The 16,483-nt window shown below is 59.2% G+C and carries 14 protein-coding genes; 9 read left to right on the plus strand and 5 right to left on the minus strand.

The window, feature by feature from the left end; all coding sequences use genetic code 11:
- Positions 1 to 20 precede the first annotated feature (20 nt).
- The gene (gene aroD, locus L2I46_RS15400) at positions 21 to 776 is read left to right on the plus strand and encodes a type I 3-dehydroquinate dehydratase (RefSeq protein ID WP_110211480.1); all 756 of its coding nucleotides are present in this window, start codon (positions 21 to 23) and stop codon (positions 774 to 776) included.
- Positions 777 to 813: 37 nt separating this feature from the next.
- On the opposite strand, the gene L2I46_RS15405 is transcribed toward aroD, so the two are convergent.
- The gene (locus tag L2I46_RS15405) at positions 814 to 1,710 is read right to left on the minus strand and encodes a LysR family transcriptional regulator (RefSeq protein ID WP_004204315.1); all 897 of its coding nucleotides are present in this window, start codon (positions 1,708 to 1,710) and stop codon (positions 814 to 816) included.
- A gap of 231 nt (positions 1,711 to 1,941) precedes the next feature.
- On the opposite strand from L2I46_RS15405, the gene L2I46_RS15410 reads away from it, so the two are divergent.
- A complete protein-coding gene (locus L2I46_RS15410) occupies positions 1,942 to 3,252 on the plus strand; it encodes an MFS transporter (RefSeq protein ID WP_023291967.1) in 1,311 nt (436 codons plus the stop codon).
- Positions 3,253 to 3,296: 44 nt separating this feature from the next.
- Here L2I46_RS15410 and L2I46_RS15415 read toward each other — a convergent pair whose 3' ends face one another.
- The gene (locus L2I46_RS15415) at positions 3,297 to 4,481 is read right to left on the minus strand and encodes a sugar efflux transporter (protein ID WP_023291966.1); all 1,185 of its coding nucleotides are present in this window, start codon (positions 4,479 to 4,481) and stop codon (positions 3,297 to 3,299) included.
- 277 nt (positions 4,482 to 4,758) lie between these two features.
- The gene (gene sgrT, locus L2I46_RS15420) at positions 4,759 to 4,911 is read right to left on the minus strand and encodes a glucose uptake inhibitor SgrT (RefSeq protein ID WP_004204309.1); all 153 of its coding nucleotides are present in this window, start codon (positions 4,909 to 4,911) and stop codon (positions 4,759 to 4,761) included.
- An 87-nt stretch (positions 4,912 to 4,998) separates the two neighbouring features.
- Here sgrT and sgrR point away from each other — a divergent pair, with 87 nt between their 5' ends.
- From sgrR to thiQ, 4 genes are all read left to right on the plus strand, one after another.
- Positions 4,999 to 6,654 carry an HTH-type transcriptional regulator SgrR gene (gene sgrR, locus L2I46_RS15425; protein ID WP_044521013.1) on the plus strand — a complete coding sequence of 552 codons (1,656 nt, stop codon included), beginning with the start codon at positions 4,999 to 5,001 and terminating at the stop codon, positions 6,652 to 6,654.
- A gap of 289 nt (positions 6,655 to 6,943) precedes the next feature.
- Positions 6,944 to 7,927: a thiamine ABC transporter substrate binding subunit gene (gene thiB / locus L2I46_RS15430; RefSeq protein WP_023291964.1), complete on the plus strand. Its 984-nt coding sequence runs from the start codon at positions 6,944 to 6,946 to the stop codon at positions 7,925 to 7,927.
- Positions 7,903 to 9,513, plus strand: a complete 1,611-nt coding sequence (gene thiP / locus L2I46_RS15435) for a thiamine/thiamine pyrophosphate ABC transporter permease ThiP (protein WP_085551410.1) — start codon at positions 7,903 to 7,905, stop codon at positions 9,511 to 9,513. Before thiB ends, thiP begins: the two co-directional genes overlap by 25 nt.
- Positions 9,497 to 10,198: a thiamine ABC transporter ATP-binding protein ThiQ gene (gene thiQ / locus L2I46_RS15440; RefSeq protein ID WP_101862335.1), complete on the plus strand. Its 702-nt coding sequence runs from the start codon at positions 9,497 to 9,499 to the stop codon at positions 10,196 to 10,198. Before thiP ends, thiQ begins: the two co-directional genes overlap by 17 nt.
- Here the strand turns inward: thiQ and L2I46_RS15445 are convergent.
- Both L2I46_RS15445 and araC read right to left on the minus strand, forming a co-directional pair.
- The gene (locus L2I46_RS15445; protein WP_101862334.1) at positions 10,185 to 10,952 is read right to left on the minus strand and encodes a DedA family protein; all 768 of its coding nucleotides are present in this window, start codon (positions 10,950 to 10,952) and stop codon (positions 10,185 to 10,187) included. The two genes, thiQ and L2I46_RS15445, sit on opposite strands and share 14 nt — an antisense overlap.
- 128 nt (positions 10,953 to 11,080) lie before the next feature.
- Positions 11,081 to 11,926: an arabinose operon transcriptional regulator AraC gene (gene araC / locus L2I46_RS15450; protein ID WP_004204301.1), complete on the minus strand. Its 846-nt coding sequence runs from the start codon at positions 11,924 to 11,926 to the stop codon at positions 11,081 to 11,083.
- 336 nt (positions 11,927 to 12,262) lie between these two features.
- On the opposite strand from araC, the gene araB reads away from it, so the two are divergent.
- From araB to araD, 3 genes are all read left to right on the plus strand, one after another.
- Positions 12,263 to 13,972: a ribulokinase gene (araB, locus tag L2I46_RS15455; protein ID WP_101862333.1), complete on the plus strand. Its 1,710-nt coding sequence runs from the start codon at positions 12,263 to 12,265 to the stop codon at positions 13,970 to 13,972.
- 10 nt (positions 13,973 to 13,982) lie between these two features.
- On the plus strand, positions 13,983 to 15,485 hold the full coding sequence (gene araA, locus L2I46_RS15460) for an L-arabinose isomerase (protein WP_023291959.1): 1,503 nt from the start codon (positions 13,983 to 13,985) through the stop codon (positions 15,483 to 15,485).
- 137 nt (positions 15,486 to 15,622) lie between these two features.
- Positions 15,623 to 16,318, plus strand: a complete 696-nt coding sequence (gene araD / locus L2I46_RS15465; protein WP_017901201.1) for an L-ribulose-5-phosphate 4-epimerase — start codon at positions 15,623 to 15,625, stop codon at positions 16,316 to 16,318.
- Positions 16,319 to 16,483: the final 165 nt, after the last annotated feature.

A 16,483-nucleotide genomic window follows, 5' to 3' on the forward strand; every position in this document is an offset into this window, starting at 1 on the left:
GAATAATAATGGATGCCTACATGACAAATGCAGTTACCGTAAAGAACATCACCTTCCAGGAAGGGGAAACCTTAATTTGTGTACCGCTGATCGGCAAAACGCTGGATGAAATACTGGGTAACGCCCACGGCCTGGTCGACGCCGGCGCCGATATCATCGAATGGCGCGTTGACCACTTTACTCAGGTGAGAGAGATGGCTCAGGTGATGGCCGCGCTGGCGGAAATCCGTGGCGCGCTGAAAGCGTTGCCGCTGCTGTTCACCTTCCGCAGCAAGAAAGAAGGCGGCGAGACCGAGCTCAGCGACGAGGCCTACTTCGCGCTCAACCGCGAAGCGGCGCACAGTGGCCTGGTTGATGTCATCGATATCGAGCTGTTCAATGATGAAGCGCAGATCCGCGCGCTGGTTGACGATGCGCATGCCGCGGGCGTCAAAGTGATCATGAGTAACCATGATTTTCATAAGACCCCCGCCCAGGAAGATATCATCTATCGCCTGCGCCGCATGCAGGATCTGGGCGCCGATCTGCCGAAGATCGCGGTGATGCCGCAATCGCCGCAGGACGTTCTGACCCTGCTCGCCGCCACGCTGACCATGAAAGAGAAGTATGCCACCCGCCCGCTGATCACCATGTCGATGGGAAAATCGGGCGGCGTCAGCCGGGTGACCGGACGTCTTTTTGGCTCAGCCATGACCTTCGGTACGGTGGGTCAGGCTTCCGCGCCGGGACAGATCGCCATCGACAAGCTGCGTGAAGTGATGGATATTCTCTCCTGATAACCCCTTAGCCCGGAGGACTTCTCCGGGCTATTTGCTAACAGATCTTCTGGCTGTCGTGGATGACCACATTTTTAAACGACTGCAGCGCAGGGGAAAGTCCGCGGTCTTTCATGGTCGCCAGATAGATATAGCGCGGAGGGAGGGTGTTTTTAATCTTCAGGATATGGACGTTGTAATGGGAGAGCGCCGAGATCCGCGGCATGATCGCGATCCCGTAGTCAATGCTGACCAGCCCGGCCATCGCGGTATCCTCTTCCACGTAGCAGGCAATCTCCGGCACCAGCTTTTGCTGCATAAATACATTATCGATAAACGGACGTAAGCCGCTATTTTCTGAAAAATAGATATAGGGATAATGAATCGTCTCCACGAGGTCGACTTCATGTTCATACAGCCGGGCCAGCGGATGATCCCTGGCGGTCACCACCACCAGCTCCTGCTGAATAACCGGAATAAAATCGATATCGGGTTCATCGGCAATATAAGAGCAGATCGCCAGATCGACTTTTCCCGCTTTCAGCTCCTGCAACAGCGTCAGCGAGGTCCCTTGAGTAAAAGAAAAAGTCACGTTGTGAAATTCAGGTGAAAGAGAATATTTATTAATTAACTGCGGAACAACATATTCGCCCATCGTGTAAATAAAGGCGATACGAATGTTTTCTTTATTTTCAGCGCCGTTTTTTTGCAAAACTGTGCGGCCATTTTCCAGTGAGGCCAGCGCATCTTCGACATACGGCAGAAAACGCTTGCCGTTTTGCGTAATTTTAACGTTCCGTCCCTGTCTGGCGAACAGCGCGACCCCTAACTCCTTCTCCAGCTCTGATATCGCATGGCTTAGCGAAGGCTGGGTGATGCACAGACTGGAGGCTGCTTCGGTATAATGTTCAGTTTCAGACAGACGTTTAAAATAATAAAGTTGCTTTAGGTTCATTATTTTTGCCCGTATAATATAAGAATAAATCCACTGATGCTAATATACCATGCAAGCCACCAATAATGCGCACGCGCGGGAAAATATTGGCGGTGCATCAAATATTATTTTCTGAAGCGGATGAATGTGCCACAAAGCGTTGCCATTCATAGATACTACCTATAGTTCCCGGAGATATTTTTGCATATACAAATATATGCAAAAATATTTTAAACTTTAAAGGAACTCACTATGAGTATGTCAAACTCTCAGGAAGTCCTCACTTCCTCATCGGGGACGAAAAAAAGAAGCCGCGTTCGGATAGTTATTTTACTGCTGTTGTCCGTCGGAACGATGATCAATTATCTCGACCGCACCATCCTCGGTATCGTTGCCCCACAGTTAACCCAGGAAATTCATATCGATCCGGCGATGATGGGCATCATTTTCTCCGCCTTTGCCTGGACCTATGCCCTGGCGCAGATCCCCGGCGGCATGTTTTTAGACCGCTTCGGCAACAAACTGACCTATGCCCTGTCAATTTTCTTCTGGTCGCTGTTTACCCTGCTGCAAAGTTTCACCCTCGGGCTTAAATCTCTGCTGCTTCTGCGCCTGGGACTCGGCGTCAGTGAAGCGCCCTGCTTCCCGGCCAACAGCCGCATCGTCAGCACCTGGTTCCCGCAGCATGAGCGCGCGCGCGCGACGGCAACATATACGGTTGGTGAATATATAGGACTGGCGGCCTTCTCGCCGCTGTTATTTTTAATCCTCGAACATCATGGCTGGAGAACGCTTTTTTTCCTCACCGGCGGATTAGGTATTTTATTTACTTTGGTGTGGTGGCGTTTTTATCACGAACCCCATGAATCGCGCACGGCTAATCAAGCGGAGCTGGATTATATCGGCGCAAACGGCATTGACAATAAAATCCAGAACGTTCCATTTAACTGGCGTGACGCCAGGCGCCTGCTGGGCTGTCGCCAGATCCTCGGCGCCAGTCTGGGTCAGTTTGCCGGCAACACCACGCTGGTGTTTTTCCTGACGTGGTTTCCCAGCTATCTGGCCAACGAGCGCCATCTTCCCTGGCTGCACGTTGGCTTCTTCGCTACCTGGCCGTTCCTCGCCGCCGCCATCGGCATCCTCTTCGGCGGCTGGATCTCGGACCGACTGCTGAAGCGAACCGGCTCCGTCAACATCAGTCGGAAGTTACCAATAATTTCCGGATTATTACTCTCCAGCTGTATTATTGCGGCGAACTGGGTGAGCGCCAACAGCACCGTTATTATTATCATGTCGGTGGCGTTTTTTGGCCAGGGAATGGTTGGCCTGGGCTGGACGTTAATTTCTGATATTGCCCCGGAAAATATGGCAGGCCTGACCGGCGGTATATTTAATTTCTGCGCTAATATGGCGTCGATTATAGCCCCACTGATAATTGGCGTGATTATCTCCGCTACGGGTAACTTCTTTTACGCACTGATCTACGTCGGCCTGACGGCGCTGATCGGCGTGATTGCCTACATCTTTATCATCGGCGACATTAAGCGAATCGAACTGAAGTAAACCCGGCGGCCCCGGCGAATTGCACGCCGGGGCGAAGAGGACGGTCAGATATCCTTTACCTTGCTGGTTAAAAACAGCGTCACCAGCGAAATCGCGGCGATCGTCCAGTAGACGCTGGCGTGGCCATAGCTCTGCGACAGCGCCCCCTGCATCACGCCGGCCAGGATCACGCCAGTGGAAATACTGTTGGTAAAGAGGGTGGTCGCCGCCCCCGCGCGCCCCGGCATTAAATCCTGGAACCACAGCATGCCGATCCCGGCGATAATGCCGATAAAGATGGCGTTGAACAGCTGCAGGGCCAGCAGCGCCGTACGGCCATGAAACAGGATCAGCCCCAGATAAAACAGCACACCGGCCGCCACCGCCGCCACCATCATTTTACGTTTACCAAAGCGCTTCACGTAGTAGCCGGCGAGGATCATCGCCGGAATCTCCAGCCCGGCGGCGGTGCCCATCAGGATCCCGGCCAGGCTGTCGGGAAGCCCGAGATCGCTGCTGATCCACAGAGGCATATCAATGATATACATGGTGTTGCAGGTCCACATCAGGGTGGAGGCGATAAACAGCATGCGTACGTTCTTGTCCTGCCAGCCGCCGGCCTGCGCCAGCGCCTCCGCCTCTTCCGAGGGCTGCTCCACGCGCGGAACCGAGGGCAGTTTGACGGCAATCAGCGCCAGGCTGATCACAAAGATGCCCGCCGCAATGGAGAACATGGTGGTAAAGCCATAGTTGAGCGCCAGCATAAAGGCCAGCGGCGGGCCAATCACCCACGCCAGGGACAGCTGGGCACGCATGACCGAGCTGAACATCACCACTTCCCGCGCCGAGCTGTCGGCATACTCCCGCGCCAGGGCAAAGAGCTGCGGCATGGCGGCGTTAGCGATGGATGCCAGCATCACCCCGCAGGTGATCAGCGTCAGATAGTGGCGGTTGAAGGCAAACAGCAGCGCATTGCCTACCGCCATCAGGCAGCAGAACATAATTAACCGCCGCCGGTCGCCGCGGCTATCGGAGCGCTTGGCCAGCGCCAGACTCACCAGGATCCCGGCTATCGCATTCACGGTGTAGAACAGGCCCACCCAGAACGGCTGCGCCCCCACTTCGCGGCTGAGAAACAAACTCAACGTCGGCGCCTGCAATGCGCCCGCCACGCCCATCATAAAAGCAACCAGCATAAAGGCGGCATAGACGCCGTTTAGCCGTCGTCCCATCGTCATCAACCACAGCATGAAATGTCCTTAACACACGCGAAGTAAACGAAAAAAGCCAGCAGAGGCTTTCTGCTGGCGGGTGATTCTATACTCTGTGGAATTCACGTTGCAGGACAAACGGTTAACCGTTTTTGCGCTGGCTCCGAAAGGGTGAGTCCCGTAGGGGCGATTCACGCGGCCAGAACATAGGGCTCTGGGAGTATCGACAGCGATAGACCCGGGCGAGCGCGCGCACCTGCAGCTTGAAAAACGACGAGTATAACACCAATACTCAGTCACACATGATGTCTGCAAGTCAATGATCCGAGGTCTTTGACGTCACTCCCCACTGCATCAGTTCACCCAGAATTTCCTGCTGTCGTCCTGCCATCAGGCGGGCCAGCCAGGACGCTTCCTGCGTCGCAGAAAAGTAGCGCTGGTAGAACGATTTTGCGGTAGACCTCATCATATTCACCTCCTCGCTTCATCGGGATTCATTATTGGCTTAATATGGGGAGTAATAAATTGCTGAGTTTTGCGCAGGAGTTCCCCTTTTATGTCTTCCGGCCGTCTGCAACAACAGTTCATCCGTCTATGGCAGTGCTGCGACGGCAAGTCGCAGGAGACCACCCTCAACGAGCTGGCGGAAATGCTGAGCTGCTCGCGCCGCCACATGCGCACCTTGCTCAATATGATGGAGTCCCGCGGCTGGCTGACCTGGGAGGCGGAGGCTGGCCGCGGAAAACGCTCGCGGCTGACCTTTCTCTATACCGGCCTCGCCCTGCAGCAGCAGCGTGCCGAAGATCTGCTTGAACAGGATCGCATCGATCAGCTGGTACAGCTGGTCGGCGATAAAGCCGCCGTCCGTCAGATGCTGGTCTCGCATCTCGGGCGCAGCTTCCGCCAGGGGCGGCACATCCTGCGCGTGCTCTACTACCGGCCAATGAAGAATTTACTGCCCGGCAGCGCGCTGCGGCGTTCGGAAACCCATATCGCCCGGCAAATATTCAGCGCTCTGACGCGGGTAAATGAGGAAAATGGGGAACTGGAAGCCGATATTGCCCACCACTGGCAGCAGTTGACGCCCACCCACTGGCGCTTTTTCCTCCGGCCAGGCATCCATTTTCACCATGGCCGTGAGCTGGAGATGACCGATGTGATCGCTTCTCTGCAGCGCAGCAATGCCCTGCCGCTCTATTCGCATATCGAACGCATTGAGTCGCCCACCGCCTGGACCCTGGATATTCATCTGCGCCAGCCCGACCGCTGGCTGCCCTGGCTGCTGGGCCAGGTGCCGGCGATGGTGCTGCCGCAGGAGTGGCGGACCATGAACCACTTTTCTTCGATGCCGGTCGGCACCGGCCCGTATGCGGTGGTGCGCAACAATCAGAACCAGCTCAAGATCCACGCCTTTGAGGACTATTTTGGCTACCGGGCGCTGATCGATGAGGTGAACGTCTGGGTGCTACCGGAAATTAGCGAAGAGCCCAACGGCGGCCTGACGCTGCAGGGCAATACCGAAAGCGAAAAGGCGGTGGAGAGTCGTCTGGAAGAGGGGTGCTACTACCTGCTGTTCGACTCGCGAAGCCCGCTGGGCGCCAACGAGGCGGTGCGCCGCTGGTTAAGCTATCTGTTTCAGCCCGCGAACCTGCTCTACCACGCGGGCGAGCTTTACCAGGGCAACTGGTTTCCCGCCTACGGCCTGCTGCCGCGCTGGCATCACGCCAGCAACCACGCCTGCGACAAGCCGGCGGGCCTGGAGACGGTCACCCTCACCTACTACCGCGATCACGTCGAACATCGGGTGATCGGCGGGATCATGCGCGACCTGCTGGCGGCGCATCAGGTGAAGCTGGAGATCCAGGAGCTGGAGTACGATGCCTGGCATCGCGGCGAGGTGGTCAGCGATATCTGGCTCAACAGCGTTAACTTCACCTTGCCAATCGAATTCTCGCTATTCGCCTATCTGTACGAAGTCCCGCTGATTCAGCGCTGCATCCCCATCGACTGGCAGGAAGACGCCAGCCGCTGGCGCGCGGGAGAGTTTAATCCGGCTACCTGGAGTCAGCGCCTGCTGGCCAGCCAGCATATCGTGCCGCTGATCCATCACTGGCTGATGATTCAGGGGCAGCGCAGTATGCGCGGCGTGCGGATGAACACCCTCGGCTGGTTCGATTTTAAATCCGCATGGTTTGCGCCGCCGGAGCCGTAAGCGCTTTCCGTCATCTGACAAAATCATTACACTAAGGCCGTTCTCAACGGGGTGCTAATAAACATACGCAATATCATTCAAGTTGCATCAAGGCAGCAAGCGGGTGAATCCCCTGGAGCATAGATAACTATGTGACTGGGGTGAACGCGCGAAGCTAACGCAGATGCGGCTTGAAGGATGAAGCGTATGGGCTGAGAAAATACCCGTCGAACCTGATCCGGATAACGCCGGCGAAGGGATTTGAGGCTCACTCAAAATCCTTTGCCACCCCTTTTTTCTGAGGTGCAAAGTGTTGAAAAAATTACTCCCGCTGCTGGCGCTGGTCGCCATGCCCGCTCTGGCTAAGCCTGTCCTCACCGTCTATACCTATGACTCCTTCTCTGCCGACTGGGGCCCCGGCCCGGCGGTCAAAAAAGCGTTTGAAGCGGACTGCGGCTGCGAGCTGAAGTTCGTCGCGCTGGAAGATGGCGTTTCGCTGCTGAATCGTCTGCGCATGGAAGGCAAGAACAGCAAGGCTGACGTCGTGCTGGGCCTGGATAACAACCTGCTGGAAGCCGCGGCGCAGAGTCAGCTGTTCGCTAAAAGCCACGTTCCCGCCAGCGCGGTCAGCGTGCCGGGCGGCTGGGATAACGACACCTTTGTCCCCTACGATTACGGCTATTTCGCCTTTGTCTATGATAAAAACAAACTGGCCAATCCGCCGAAAAGCCTGAAAGAGTTGGTCGAGAGCCCGCAGAAGTGGCGCGTCATCTATGAAGATCCGCGCACCAGCACCCCGGGGCTGGGGCTGCTGCTATGGATGCAAAAAGTCTATGGCGATAAAGCGCCCGAGGCCTGGCAGAAGCTGGCGGCGAAGACCGTTACCGTCACCAAGGGCTGGAGCGAAGCCTACGGTCTGTTCCTGAAAGGCGAAAGCGACCTGGTGTTGAGCTACACCACCTCGCCGGCCTACCACATTATTGAAGAGAAAAAAGACCACTATGCGGCGGCGAACTTCGCCGAAGGCCACTATCTGCAGGTCGAAGTTGCCGCCCGCACCGCCGCCAGCAAGCAGCCGGAACTGGCGGAAAAATTCCTCAAATTTATGGTATCTCCTGGCTTCCAGAACGCCATCCCCACCGGCAACTGGATGTATCCGGTGACCCAGGTCGCGCTGCCGGCCGGTTTTGCAACCCTGGTGAAGCCGCAGACCACGCTGACGTTTACCCCGCAGCAGGTCGCCAGCGAGCGTCAGACCTGGATTAGCGCATGGCAACGCGCCGTCAGCCGCTAAACCTTAGCGGGCTGCTGCCGGGCCTGTTCGCCGCCACGCTGCTCTGCGCCGTCGCGCTGGCGGCGTTTCTGGCGCTGTGGTTCAGCGCGCCCGGTACGGGCTGGCAGACGATCTTCAGCGATAGCTACCTCTGGCACGTGGTGCGCTTCTCCTTCTGGCAGGCGTCGCTCTCAGCGCTGCTTTCGGTGGGCCCGGCCGTCTTTCTCGCCCGCGCGCTTTATCGGCGTCGCTTCCCCGGCCGCACCCTGCTGCTGCGCCTGTGCGCGATGACCCTGATCCTGCCGGTGCTGGTGGCGGTGTTCGGCATCCTCAGCGTCTATGGCCGCCAGGGCTGGCTGGCCTCGCTGTTTCACGCTTTCGGCTGGCAGTGGGATTTCTCGCCTTACGGCCTGCAGGGCATCCTGCTGGCGCACGTCTTTTTCAATATGCCGATGGCCACCCGCCTGCTGCTGCAGGCGCTGGAGAACATTCCCGGCGAGCAGCGGCAAATTGCCGCCCAGCTTGGCATGCGCGGCTATGCCTTCTTCCGCCTCGTCGAATGGCCATGGATGCGCCGGCATATTCCCGCCGTCGCCGCGCTGATTTTTATGCTCTGCTTTGCCAGCTTCGCCACCGTGCTGTCGCTGGGCGGCGGCCCGAAGGCCACCACCATTGAGCTGGCTATCTACCAGGCGCTGAGCTTTGACTACGATCCGGCGCGAGCGGCGATGCTGGCGTTGATCCAGATGCTCTGCTGCCTCGGGCTGGTGCTGCTCAGCCAGCGTCTCAGTAAAGCGGTGGCTATCGGCGTCAGCCATGTCCGCGGCTGGCGCGACCCTGACGATCGCCTGCATAGCCGGCTGAGCGATGGGTTGCTGATCGGCGCCGCCCTGCTGCTTCTGCTGCCGCCGTTGCTGGCGGTCATCGTCGACGGGATCAACCGCAACATGCTGGACGTGCTGGCGCAGCCCGCCCTCTGGCAGGCATTGACGACTTCCCTGCGCATCGCCATTGCCGCCGGGCTGTTGAGCGTGACCCTGACGATGATGCTGCTATGGAGCAGTCGCGAGTTGCGCGCCCGTCAGCGGCCGCTGGCCGGGCAGGCGATGGAGCTGAGCGGCATGCTGGTCCTTGCCATGCCGGGCATTGTGCTGGCTACCGGCTTCTTCCTGCTGCTCAATAACAGCATCGGCCTGCCGGAGTCCGCCGACGGCATCGTCATCTTTACCAATGCTCTGATGGCGATCCCCTACGCGCTTAAAGTGCTGGAAAACCCGATGCGCGACATTGCCGTCCGCTACAGCATGCTCTGCCAGTCGCTGGGGATCGAAGGCCTGGCGCGGCTGCGGGTCATCGAACTTCGCGCGCTCCGGCGCCCGCTGGCCCAGGCGTTAGCCTTCGCCTGCGTGCTGTCGATTGGCGACTTCGGCGTGGTGGCGCTGTTCGGCAACGAGGCGTTCCGCACCCTGCCTTTCTATCTGTACCAGCAGATAGGCGCCTACCGCAGCCAGGACGGCGCCGTCACCGCCCTGCTTCTGCTGCTGCTCTGTTTCTTATTATTTACGCTGATTGAAAAACTTCCGGGGCGTGATGCTAAAACTCAATGATGTGACCTGGCTGTACCAGCATCTGCCGATGCGCTTTACTCTCGACGTCGCGCGCGGCGAGCGCATCGCGGTGCTCGGCCCCAGCGGCGCCGGAAAGAGCACCCTGCTGAATCTGATCGCCGGTTTTCTGCCGCCCGCCAGCGGCAGCCTGCAGATTAACGGCGAGACGCATCACGCGACGCCGCCGGCGCAGCGTCCGGTTTCGATGCTGTTCCAGGAGAATAACCTGTTTAACCATCTGACCATTCGGCAGAATATCAGTCTCGGGATCCACCCTGGCCTGAAACTGAGCCGCGAACAGCAGCAGAAAGTCGTGGCGATTGCCGCCCAGATGGGAATTGATGACCTGCTTGAACGCCTGCCGGGAGAGCTCTCCGGCGGTCAACGGCAGCGCGCGGCGCTGGCCCGCTGTCTGGTGCGCCAGCAGCCGGTGCTGCTGCTGGATGAACCCTTCTCAGCGCTCGACCCGGCGCTGCGCCAGGAGATGCTGGCGCTGGTGGCTGATGTCTGCGAGCAGCAGCAGCTCACCCTGCTGATGGTCTCGCACAGCGTGGAAGATGCCGCGCGCATTGCGCCGCGCTCGATTGTGGTCGCCGAAGGGCGCATTGTCTGGGATGGCGCTACCGCCGAGCTGTTAAGCGGCCACAGCAGCGCCTCTTATCTGATGGGGATCAGCGCGCAATAACCTTGTGCAGGATCGCCAGATAGACCGGCATCAGCGGATGGCGGAAGACAAACGTTAACGCCGTTGCCGCCAGCGCGACCATAAGCGGCGCCAGCCACAGCAGACGCCCGCGCGGCAGCCAGCGGGTCAGCCGATCGCCAGACGTTTTCGCGCTCCGCCACAGCCGCCAGCACAGCCACCCTGCCAGCCAGGCGAGCAGCGCCGCCCCCAGCAGCAGCCATTTAAAGCTGGCGCTGTTTTCATCGGCCGGAATATCAATCGCCGCCCCGGCGAGAATGCCAGGCAGGAAATAGAGCGGCGGCCAGAGCAGGCAGCCGATAATATTTGGTAGCACGAATTTGGCCACCGGCAGGTCGAGCATCCCGGCGACCATCGGCACCAGCGGACGCGTCGGCCCGACAAAGCGGCCAATCAGGATGGTGATCATGCTGTGCTGGTGCAGCGCATGCTCGGTTTTCTCCAGCAGGGCGCGGTTTTTCTTCATGAACGACCAGCGGTGCAGCGGCTTTTTAAAGCGCCATCCGAGCCAGAATGAGATCCAGTCGCCCAGCAGACAGCCCACGCTCCCCGCCAGCCACGCCTGCCAGAAGTTAACCTCACCGCCGCCAATCAGCGCCCCAAGGCCGGCCATCATCACCGTTCCGGGTAAGATAAGCCCCACCAGCGCCAGCGACTCGAGAAAGGCCACCAGCATCACGGCTAACAGCGAGTAGACCGTGGATTGGGTAATAAAGTGTTCGAGCAATGCTTGCATAATGTACCCGGTTAAAAAACGAAGCCCGGATTCTCCGAAGCCATCGCGCCGTCGTCAAGCCACCAATTGTCTTAATAGTTTACTGGCTGTGACATTTAAGCGGGTCATCATTTCACTTTCTTTACTTTTTATTCACATCCCGCGCGGAATTCGCTCGGGCTGGCGCCGGTGCATTTTTTGAACACGCGGGAAAAATAGAGCTGATCTTCAAAGCCGACGTTGCGCCCGACGGTGGCGATCGGCATCCGCGTGGTGCTCAGCAACAGTTTGGCCTGGCTGATACGCTGGTCCTCCCGCCACCCGAGGACGCTGATCCCCAGCTGCTGGCGAAACAGGTGCGACAGGCGCGAGGGCGACAGGCAGACGTGCTGGGCGACGCTGGCGATATCAAAATGGCTGTCCGCCAGATGGTCGCTGATGTACTGGCAGGCGTCGCGCACCCGGTTATCCAGCGGCGGATGCAGCGATTCGTTGATCGCCTCCATCCGCCGCAGCAGGAGCTGTTCCAGCAGATTAATCGCCAGCAGTTCGGAATAGCGCCCCGCCCCTTGCCCGGCATCGACGATCTGGCCGAACAGCTCGCCAAAGCGCGCCTGCCACTGCTCGTCCGGACGGAAAAAGCCGGTCTGGGCGAAGATCGTCGGCCAGTTGAGCCACTCGTGCCAGTAGGCGCGCGGGCGGAAGTAGACCCACTGGTGATACCACTCGCTGGCGTCGGGATGGCGGCCGTAATGATGGATCTCCCCCGGCGGGAACAGCAGCATATCGCCCGGCCGGCAGACAAACTGCTCGCCGTGGTTGTTGATTACCCCCTCGCCGCGGATCGTCAGGTTGAGGATATAGCCTTTCATACCCAGCGGGCGGTCGATAAAGAAATCCAGGTATCCCTGCGCCTCAATCGGCGTCAGGCCGGTGACCAGATGAGCGTTAAAAGAGTAGCCCGGCAGCAGCGGATCGTTTTGCGTTTCGGCCATACGCGTGGTTCTCCCGAAGGTATTAGTGACACCAATTGTCCATATTCATCATTTTATCGCTCTCGGCCCTGTCACGACTGCGACGGCGGTGGAAATTTCGCTAAAAAGCCGCACAGCAAGCGAAAAAAGCGCCAGCAGCGTGCATTCCACCGGGATATGCCGGGTAACAAAAGTGTCTATAAATACGGCAGGAAAGTCCACATCGAATATTTGCACGGCGTCACACTTTGCGAGGTGACAGCAAAATAATCCATAAGATTAGCGAATCCGGCCTGACGGATTTTGCCGGGGATATCTACTGTTGCTGCATGAATGATTTCTGCATGGAGTAACAAGATGGCAATTGCGATTGGCCTCGACTTTGGTAGTGACTCAGTCCGCGCCCTGGCGGTGGAATGCGCGTCCGGCGCAGAACTGGCGGCAAGCGTGGAGTGGTATCCGCGCTGGCGGGAAGGACAGTATTGCGATGGCGCGAACAACCGCTTCCGCCACCACCCGCGAGATTACATCGAGTCCATGGAAGCGGCGCTGAAAAGCGTACTTGCCTCCCTGAGCGCCGAACAGCGCGCCGACGTCGTGGGCATTGGCGTCGACAGCACCGGCTCAACCCCGGCTCCCGTTGATGCCGAAGGCAACGTGCTGGCGCTGCGCGAAGAATTCGCTGACAACCCTAACGCCATGTTTGTCCTGTGGAAGGATCACACCGCGGTCGAGGAAGCCGAGGCGATTACCCGCCTGTGCCACCAGCCGGGCAAAGAGGATTACTCGCGCTATATCGGCGGGATCTACTCCAGCGAATGGTTCTGGGCCAAAATCCTCCACGTCACCCGGGAAGATAGCGCCGTCGCCCAGGCAGCCGCCTCGTGGGTGGAGCTTTGCGACTGGGTGCCCGCCCTGCTCTCCGGCACTACGCGTCCGCAGGATCTGCGCCGCGGCCGCTGCAGCGCCGGGCATAAATCGCTGTGGCATGAGAGCTGGGGCGGTCTGCCGCCGGCCAGCTTCTTCGATGAGCTTGATCCCATCATTAACCAGCATCTGGCCTGGCCGCTGTTCACCGATACCTGGACGGCCGATGTGCCGGTCGGCACGCTAAGCGCAGAGTGGGCCCAGCGCCTGGGTCTGTCGCAGACCGTGGCCATCTCCGGCGGCGCCTTCGACTGCCATATGGGCGCCGTTGGCGCCGGCGCGCAGCCTAACGCGCTGGTGAAAGTCATCGGTACCTCCACCTGCGACATTCTGATTGCCGATAAAGAGAGCGTCGGCGACCGCACGGTCAAAGGCATCTGCGGCCAGGTCGACGGCAGCGTGGTCCCGCACTTTATCGGTATGGAGGCAGGCCAGTCCGCCTTCGGCGATATTTACGCCTGGTTTGGGCGCATCCTCGGCTGGCCGCTGGAACAGCTGGCCCAGCAGCATCCGGAATTGCGCGAACAAATCAAAGCCAGCCAAAAACAGTTACTGCCGGCGCTCACCGAAGCCTGGGCCAGTAACCCATCGCTCGATCATCTGCCGGTAGTGCTGGACTGGTTCAACGGCCGCCGCACGCCGAATGCCAACCAGCGCCTGAAAGGGGTGATCACCGACCTTAACCTGGCCACCGACGCGCCGGCGCTATTCGGCGGACTGATCGCCGCCACCGCCTTCGGTGCCCGCGCCATTATGGAGTGCTTCACCGAGCAGGGGATCCCGGTTAACAACGTCATGGCCCTCGGCGGTATCGCACGGAAAAACCAGGTCATCATGCAGGCCTGCTGCGACGTGCTGAACCGCCCGCTGCAGATTGTCGCCTCCGATCAGTGCTGTGCGCTGGGGGCGGCTATCTTCGCCGCCGTCGCCGCCGGCGTCTATGACGATATTCCCGCCGCCCAGCAGCGGATGGCAAGCCAGGTGGAAACCACCCTGCAGCCACGCCCGGCGCAGGCGCAACGTTTCGAACAACTCTATCAGCGCTACCAGCAGTGGTCGGTCAGCGCCGAACAACACTATCTCCCTTCGGCTGCAAAGGCGGAAAAAGCCCCGCAATCTCAGGCAGCGCTCACCCATTAAGGATACGAAAATGACGATTTTTGATAACTATGAAGTATGGTTCGTTATTGGCAGCCAACATCTCTACGGCCCGGAAGCCCTGCGCCAGGTGACGAAGCATGCCGAACATGTGGTGAACAGCCTGAATGCGGAAGCCAAACTGCCGTGCAAACTGGTCCTCAAGCCGCTGGGCACTACCCCGGACGAGATCACCCATATCTGCCGCGACGCCAACTACGATGACAAATGCGCCGGGTTAGTGGTCTGGCTGCATACCTTCTCGCCGGCAAAAATGTGGATCAACGGCCTGACCATCCTCAACAAGCCGCTGCTGCAGTTCCATACGCAGTACAATGCCGCGCTGCCGTGGGACAGCATCGATATGGACTTTATGAACCTGAACCAGACCGCGCACGGCGGCCGCGAGTTCGGCTTCATCGGTGCCCGTATGCGCCAGCAGCACAGCGTGGTGACCGGCCACTGGCAGGATAAAGAGGCCCACCAGCGCATCGGCGGCTGGATGCGCCAGGCTGTCTCCAGACAGGATACCCGTCATCTGAAAGTGTGCCGTTTCGGCGATAACATGCGTGAAGTGGCGGTGACCGACGGCGATAAAGTCGCGGCGCAGATCAAGTTTGGCTTCTCAGTGAACACCTGGGCGGTCGGCGATCTGGTGCAGGTGGTCAACAGCGTCAGCGACGGCGATATCAGCGCGCTGGTCGATGAATACGAGAGCAGCTACCGTCTGACCCCGGCGGCGCAGGTTCACGGCGACAAGCGCCAGAACGTGCTGGACGCCGCGCGCATTGAGCTGGGGATGAAACGCTTCCTCGAACAGGGCGGTTTCCACGCCTTTACCACCACCTTTGAAGATCTCCACGGCCTGAAACAGCTCCCGGGTCTCGCCGTACAGCGCCTGATGCAGCAGGGCTACGGCTTTGCCGGCGAGGGCGACTGGAAAACCGCCGCTCTGCTTCGCATCATGAAGGTGATGTCAACTGGTCTGCAGGGCGGCACCTCCTTTATGGAGGATTACACCTACCACTTCGACAATGGCAACGATCTGGTGCTCGGCTCGCACATGCTGGAAGTGTGCCCGACGATCGCCACCGCCGAGAAACCGATCCTCGACGTCCAGCCGCTGGGCATCGGCGGCAAAGCGGATCCGGCGCGCCTGATCTTCAATACCCAGACCGGCCCGGCGATTGTCGCCAGCCTGATCGACCTGGGAGACCGCTTCCGTCTGCTGGTCAACACCATTGAAACCGTCCCGACGCCGCACGATCTGCCGAAGCTGCCGGTGGCCAACGCCCTGTGGAAAGCGCAGCCGGATCTGCGTACCGCTTCGGAAGCCTGGATCATCGCCGGCGGCGCGCACCATACCGTCTTCAGCCATGCGCTGAACCTCGACGATATGCGCCAGTTCGCCGAGCTGAATGATATCGAGCTGACCGTCATCGACAACGATACCCGTCTGCCGGCCTTCAAAGACGCGCTGCGCTGGAATGAAGTCTATTACGGTTCAAAACGCTAAAAGGTCGTCCCCTCACCCTATCCCTTTCCCCGCCGGGGAGAGGGTACCGGCCGGGCGCGATGCCGCCTTCCTCCCTCTCCCGCCGGGAGAGGGCCGGGGTGAGGGATACCCGACTCGCCTGCTATTCGGAGCACACTATGTTAGAAGATCTTAAACGCCAGGTTCTGGAAGCCAACTTAGCGCTGCCGCAGCATAATCTGGTGACCTTAACCTGGGGCAACGTCAGCGCCGTCGACCGCGACCAGGGCGTTCTGGTTATCAAACCCTCCGGCGTGGATTACCGCGTAATGACCGCCGACGATATGGTGGTGGTCAGTCTGGAGAGCGGCGAAGTGGTGGAGGGTAAGAAGAAGCCCTCGTCGGATACCCCGACCCATCGCCTGCTGTATCAGGCTTTCCCGACGCTGGGCGGCATTGTGCATACCCATTCGCGCCACGCCACCATCTGGGCGCAGGCCGGGCAAGCTATTCCGGCGACCGGCACCACCCACGCCGACTATTTCTATGGTCCAGTGCCCTGCACCCGGCTGATGACCGATGCGGAGATCAATGGCGAATACGAATGGGAAACCGGCAAGGTGATTGTTGAAACCTTCCGCCAGCGCGAGATCGACCCGGCGCAGATGCCCGGCGTGCTGGTTCATTCCCACGGCCCGTTCGCATGGGGTAAAAACGCCGAAGACGCGGTGCATAACGCCATCGTGCTGGAAGAGATCGCGTATATGGGCATCTTCTGCCGCCAGCTGGCGCCGCAGCTGCCGGATATGCAGCAGACCCTGCTGGATAAACACTATCTGCGTAAGCACGGGGCTAAAGCCTACTACGGCCAATAATCACCCTGCTCGCGCTGCGCCTGGCAGGGCTACGGCTCTGCCGCGTCGGGTAGCCCGGATAAGCGCGCAAGCCGAAATCCGGCGCCACCTTAGCGCCGAGTACCTGTATAAAACCCCAGCACCCACTGAGAAACCAGGCTATAATCAGGCCTGGTTTTTTATCGT

The organism is Klebsiella sp. 2019SCSN059, assembly GCF_021739525.1.
Lineage (GTDB): Bacteria > Pseudomonadota > Gammaproteobacteria > Enterobacterales > Enterobacteriaceae > Klebsiella > Klebsiella quasipneumoniae.

Excerpts from the sequence above, each read along its gene's own strand:
- sgrT (WP_004204309.1), bottom strand. The coding sequence starts at position 4,911 with ATGATGAGGTCTACCGCAAAATCGTTCTACCAGCGCTACTTTTCTGCG.
- L2I46_RS15445 (WP_101862334.1), bottom strand. The coding sequence starts at position 10,952 with ATGCAAGCATTGCTCGAACACTTTATTACCCAATCCACGGTCTACTCG.
- thiP (WP_085551410.1), top strand. The coding sequence starts at position 7,903 with ATGGCAACGCGCCGTCAGCCGCTAAACCTTAGCGGGCTGCTGCCGGGC.
- aroD (WP_110211480.1), top strand. The coding sequence starts at position 21 with ATGACAAATGCAGTTACCGTAAAGAACATCACCTTCCAGGAAGGGGAA.
- araD (WP_017901201.1), top strand. The coding sequence starts at position 15,623 with ATGTTAGAAGATCTTAAACGCCAGGTTCTGGAAGCCAACTTAGCGCTG.
- thiQ (WP_101862335.1), top strand. The coding sequence starts at position 9,497 with ATGCTAAAACTCAATGATGTGACCTGGCTGTACCAGCATCTGCCGATG.
- L2I46_RS15410 (WP_023291967.1), top strand. The coding sequence starts at position 1,942 with ATGAGTATGTCAAACTCTCAGGAAGTCCTCACTTCCTCATCGGGGACG.
- araA (WP_023291959.1), top strand. The coding sequence starts at position 13,983 with ATGACGATTTTTGATAACTATGAAGTATGGTTCGTTATTGGCAGCCAA.
- araC (WP_004204301.1), bottom strand. The coding sequence starts at position 11,926 with ATGGCCGAAACGCAAAACGATCCGCTGCTGCCGGGCTACTCTTTTAAC.
- L2I46_RS15415 (WP_023291966.1), bottom strand. The coding sequence starts at position 4,481 with ATGCTGTGGTTGATGACGATGGGACGACGGCTAAACGGCGTCTATGCC.
- L2I46_RS15405 (WP_004204315.1), bottom strand. The coding sequence starts at position 1,710 with ATGAACCTAAAGCAACTTTATTATTTTAAACGTCTGTCTGAAACTGAA.
- sgrR (WP_044521013.1), top strand. The coding sequence starts at position 4,999 with ATGTCTTCCGGCCGTCTGCAACAACAGTTCATCCGTCTATGGCAGTGC.
- araB (WP_101862333.1), top strand. The coding sequence starts at position 12,263 with ATGGCAATTGCGATTGGCCTCGACTTTGGTAGTGACTCAGTCCGCGCC.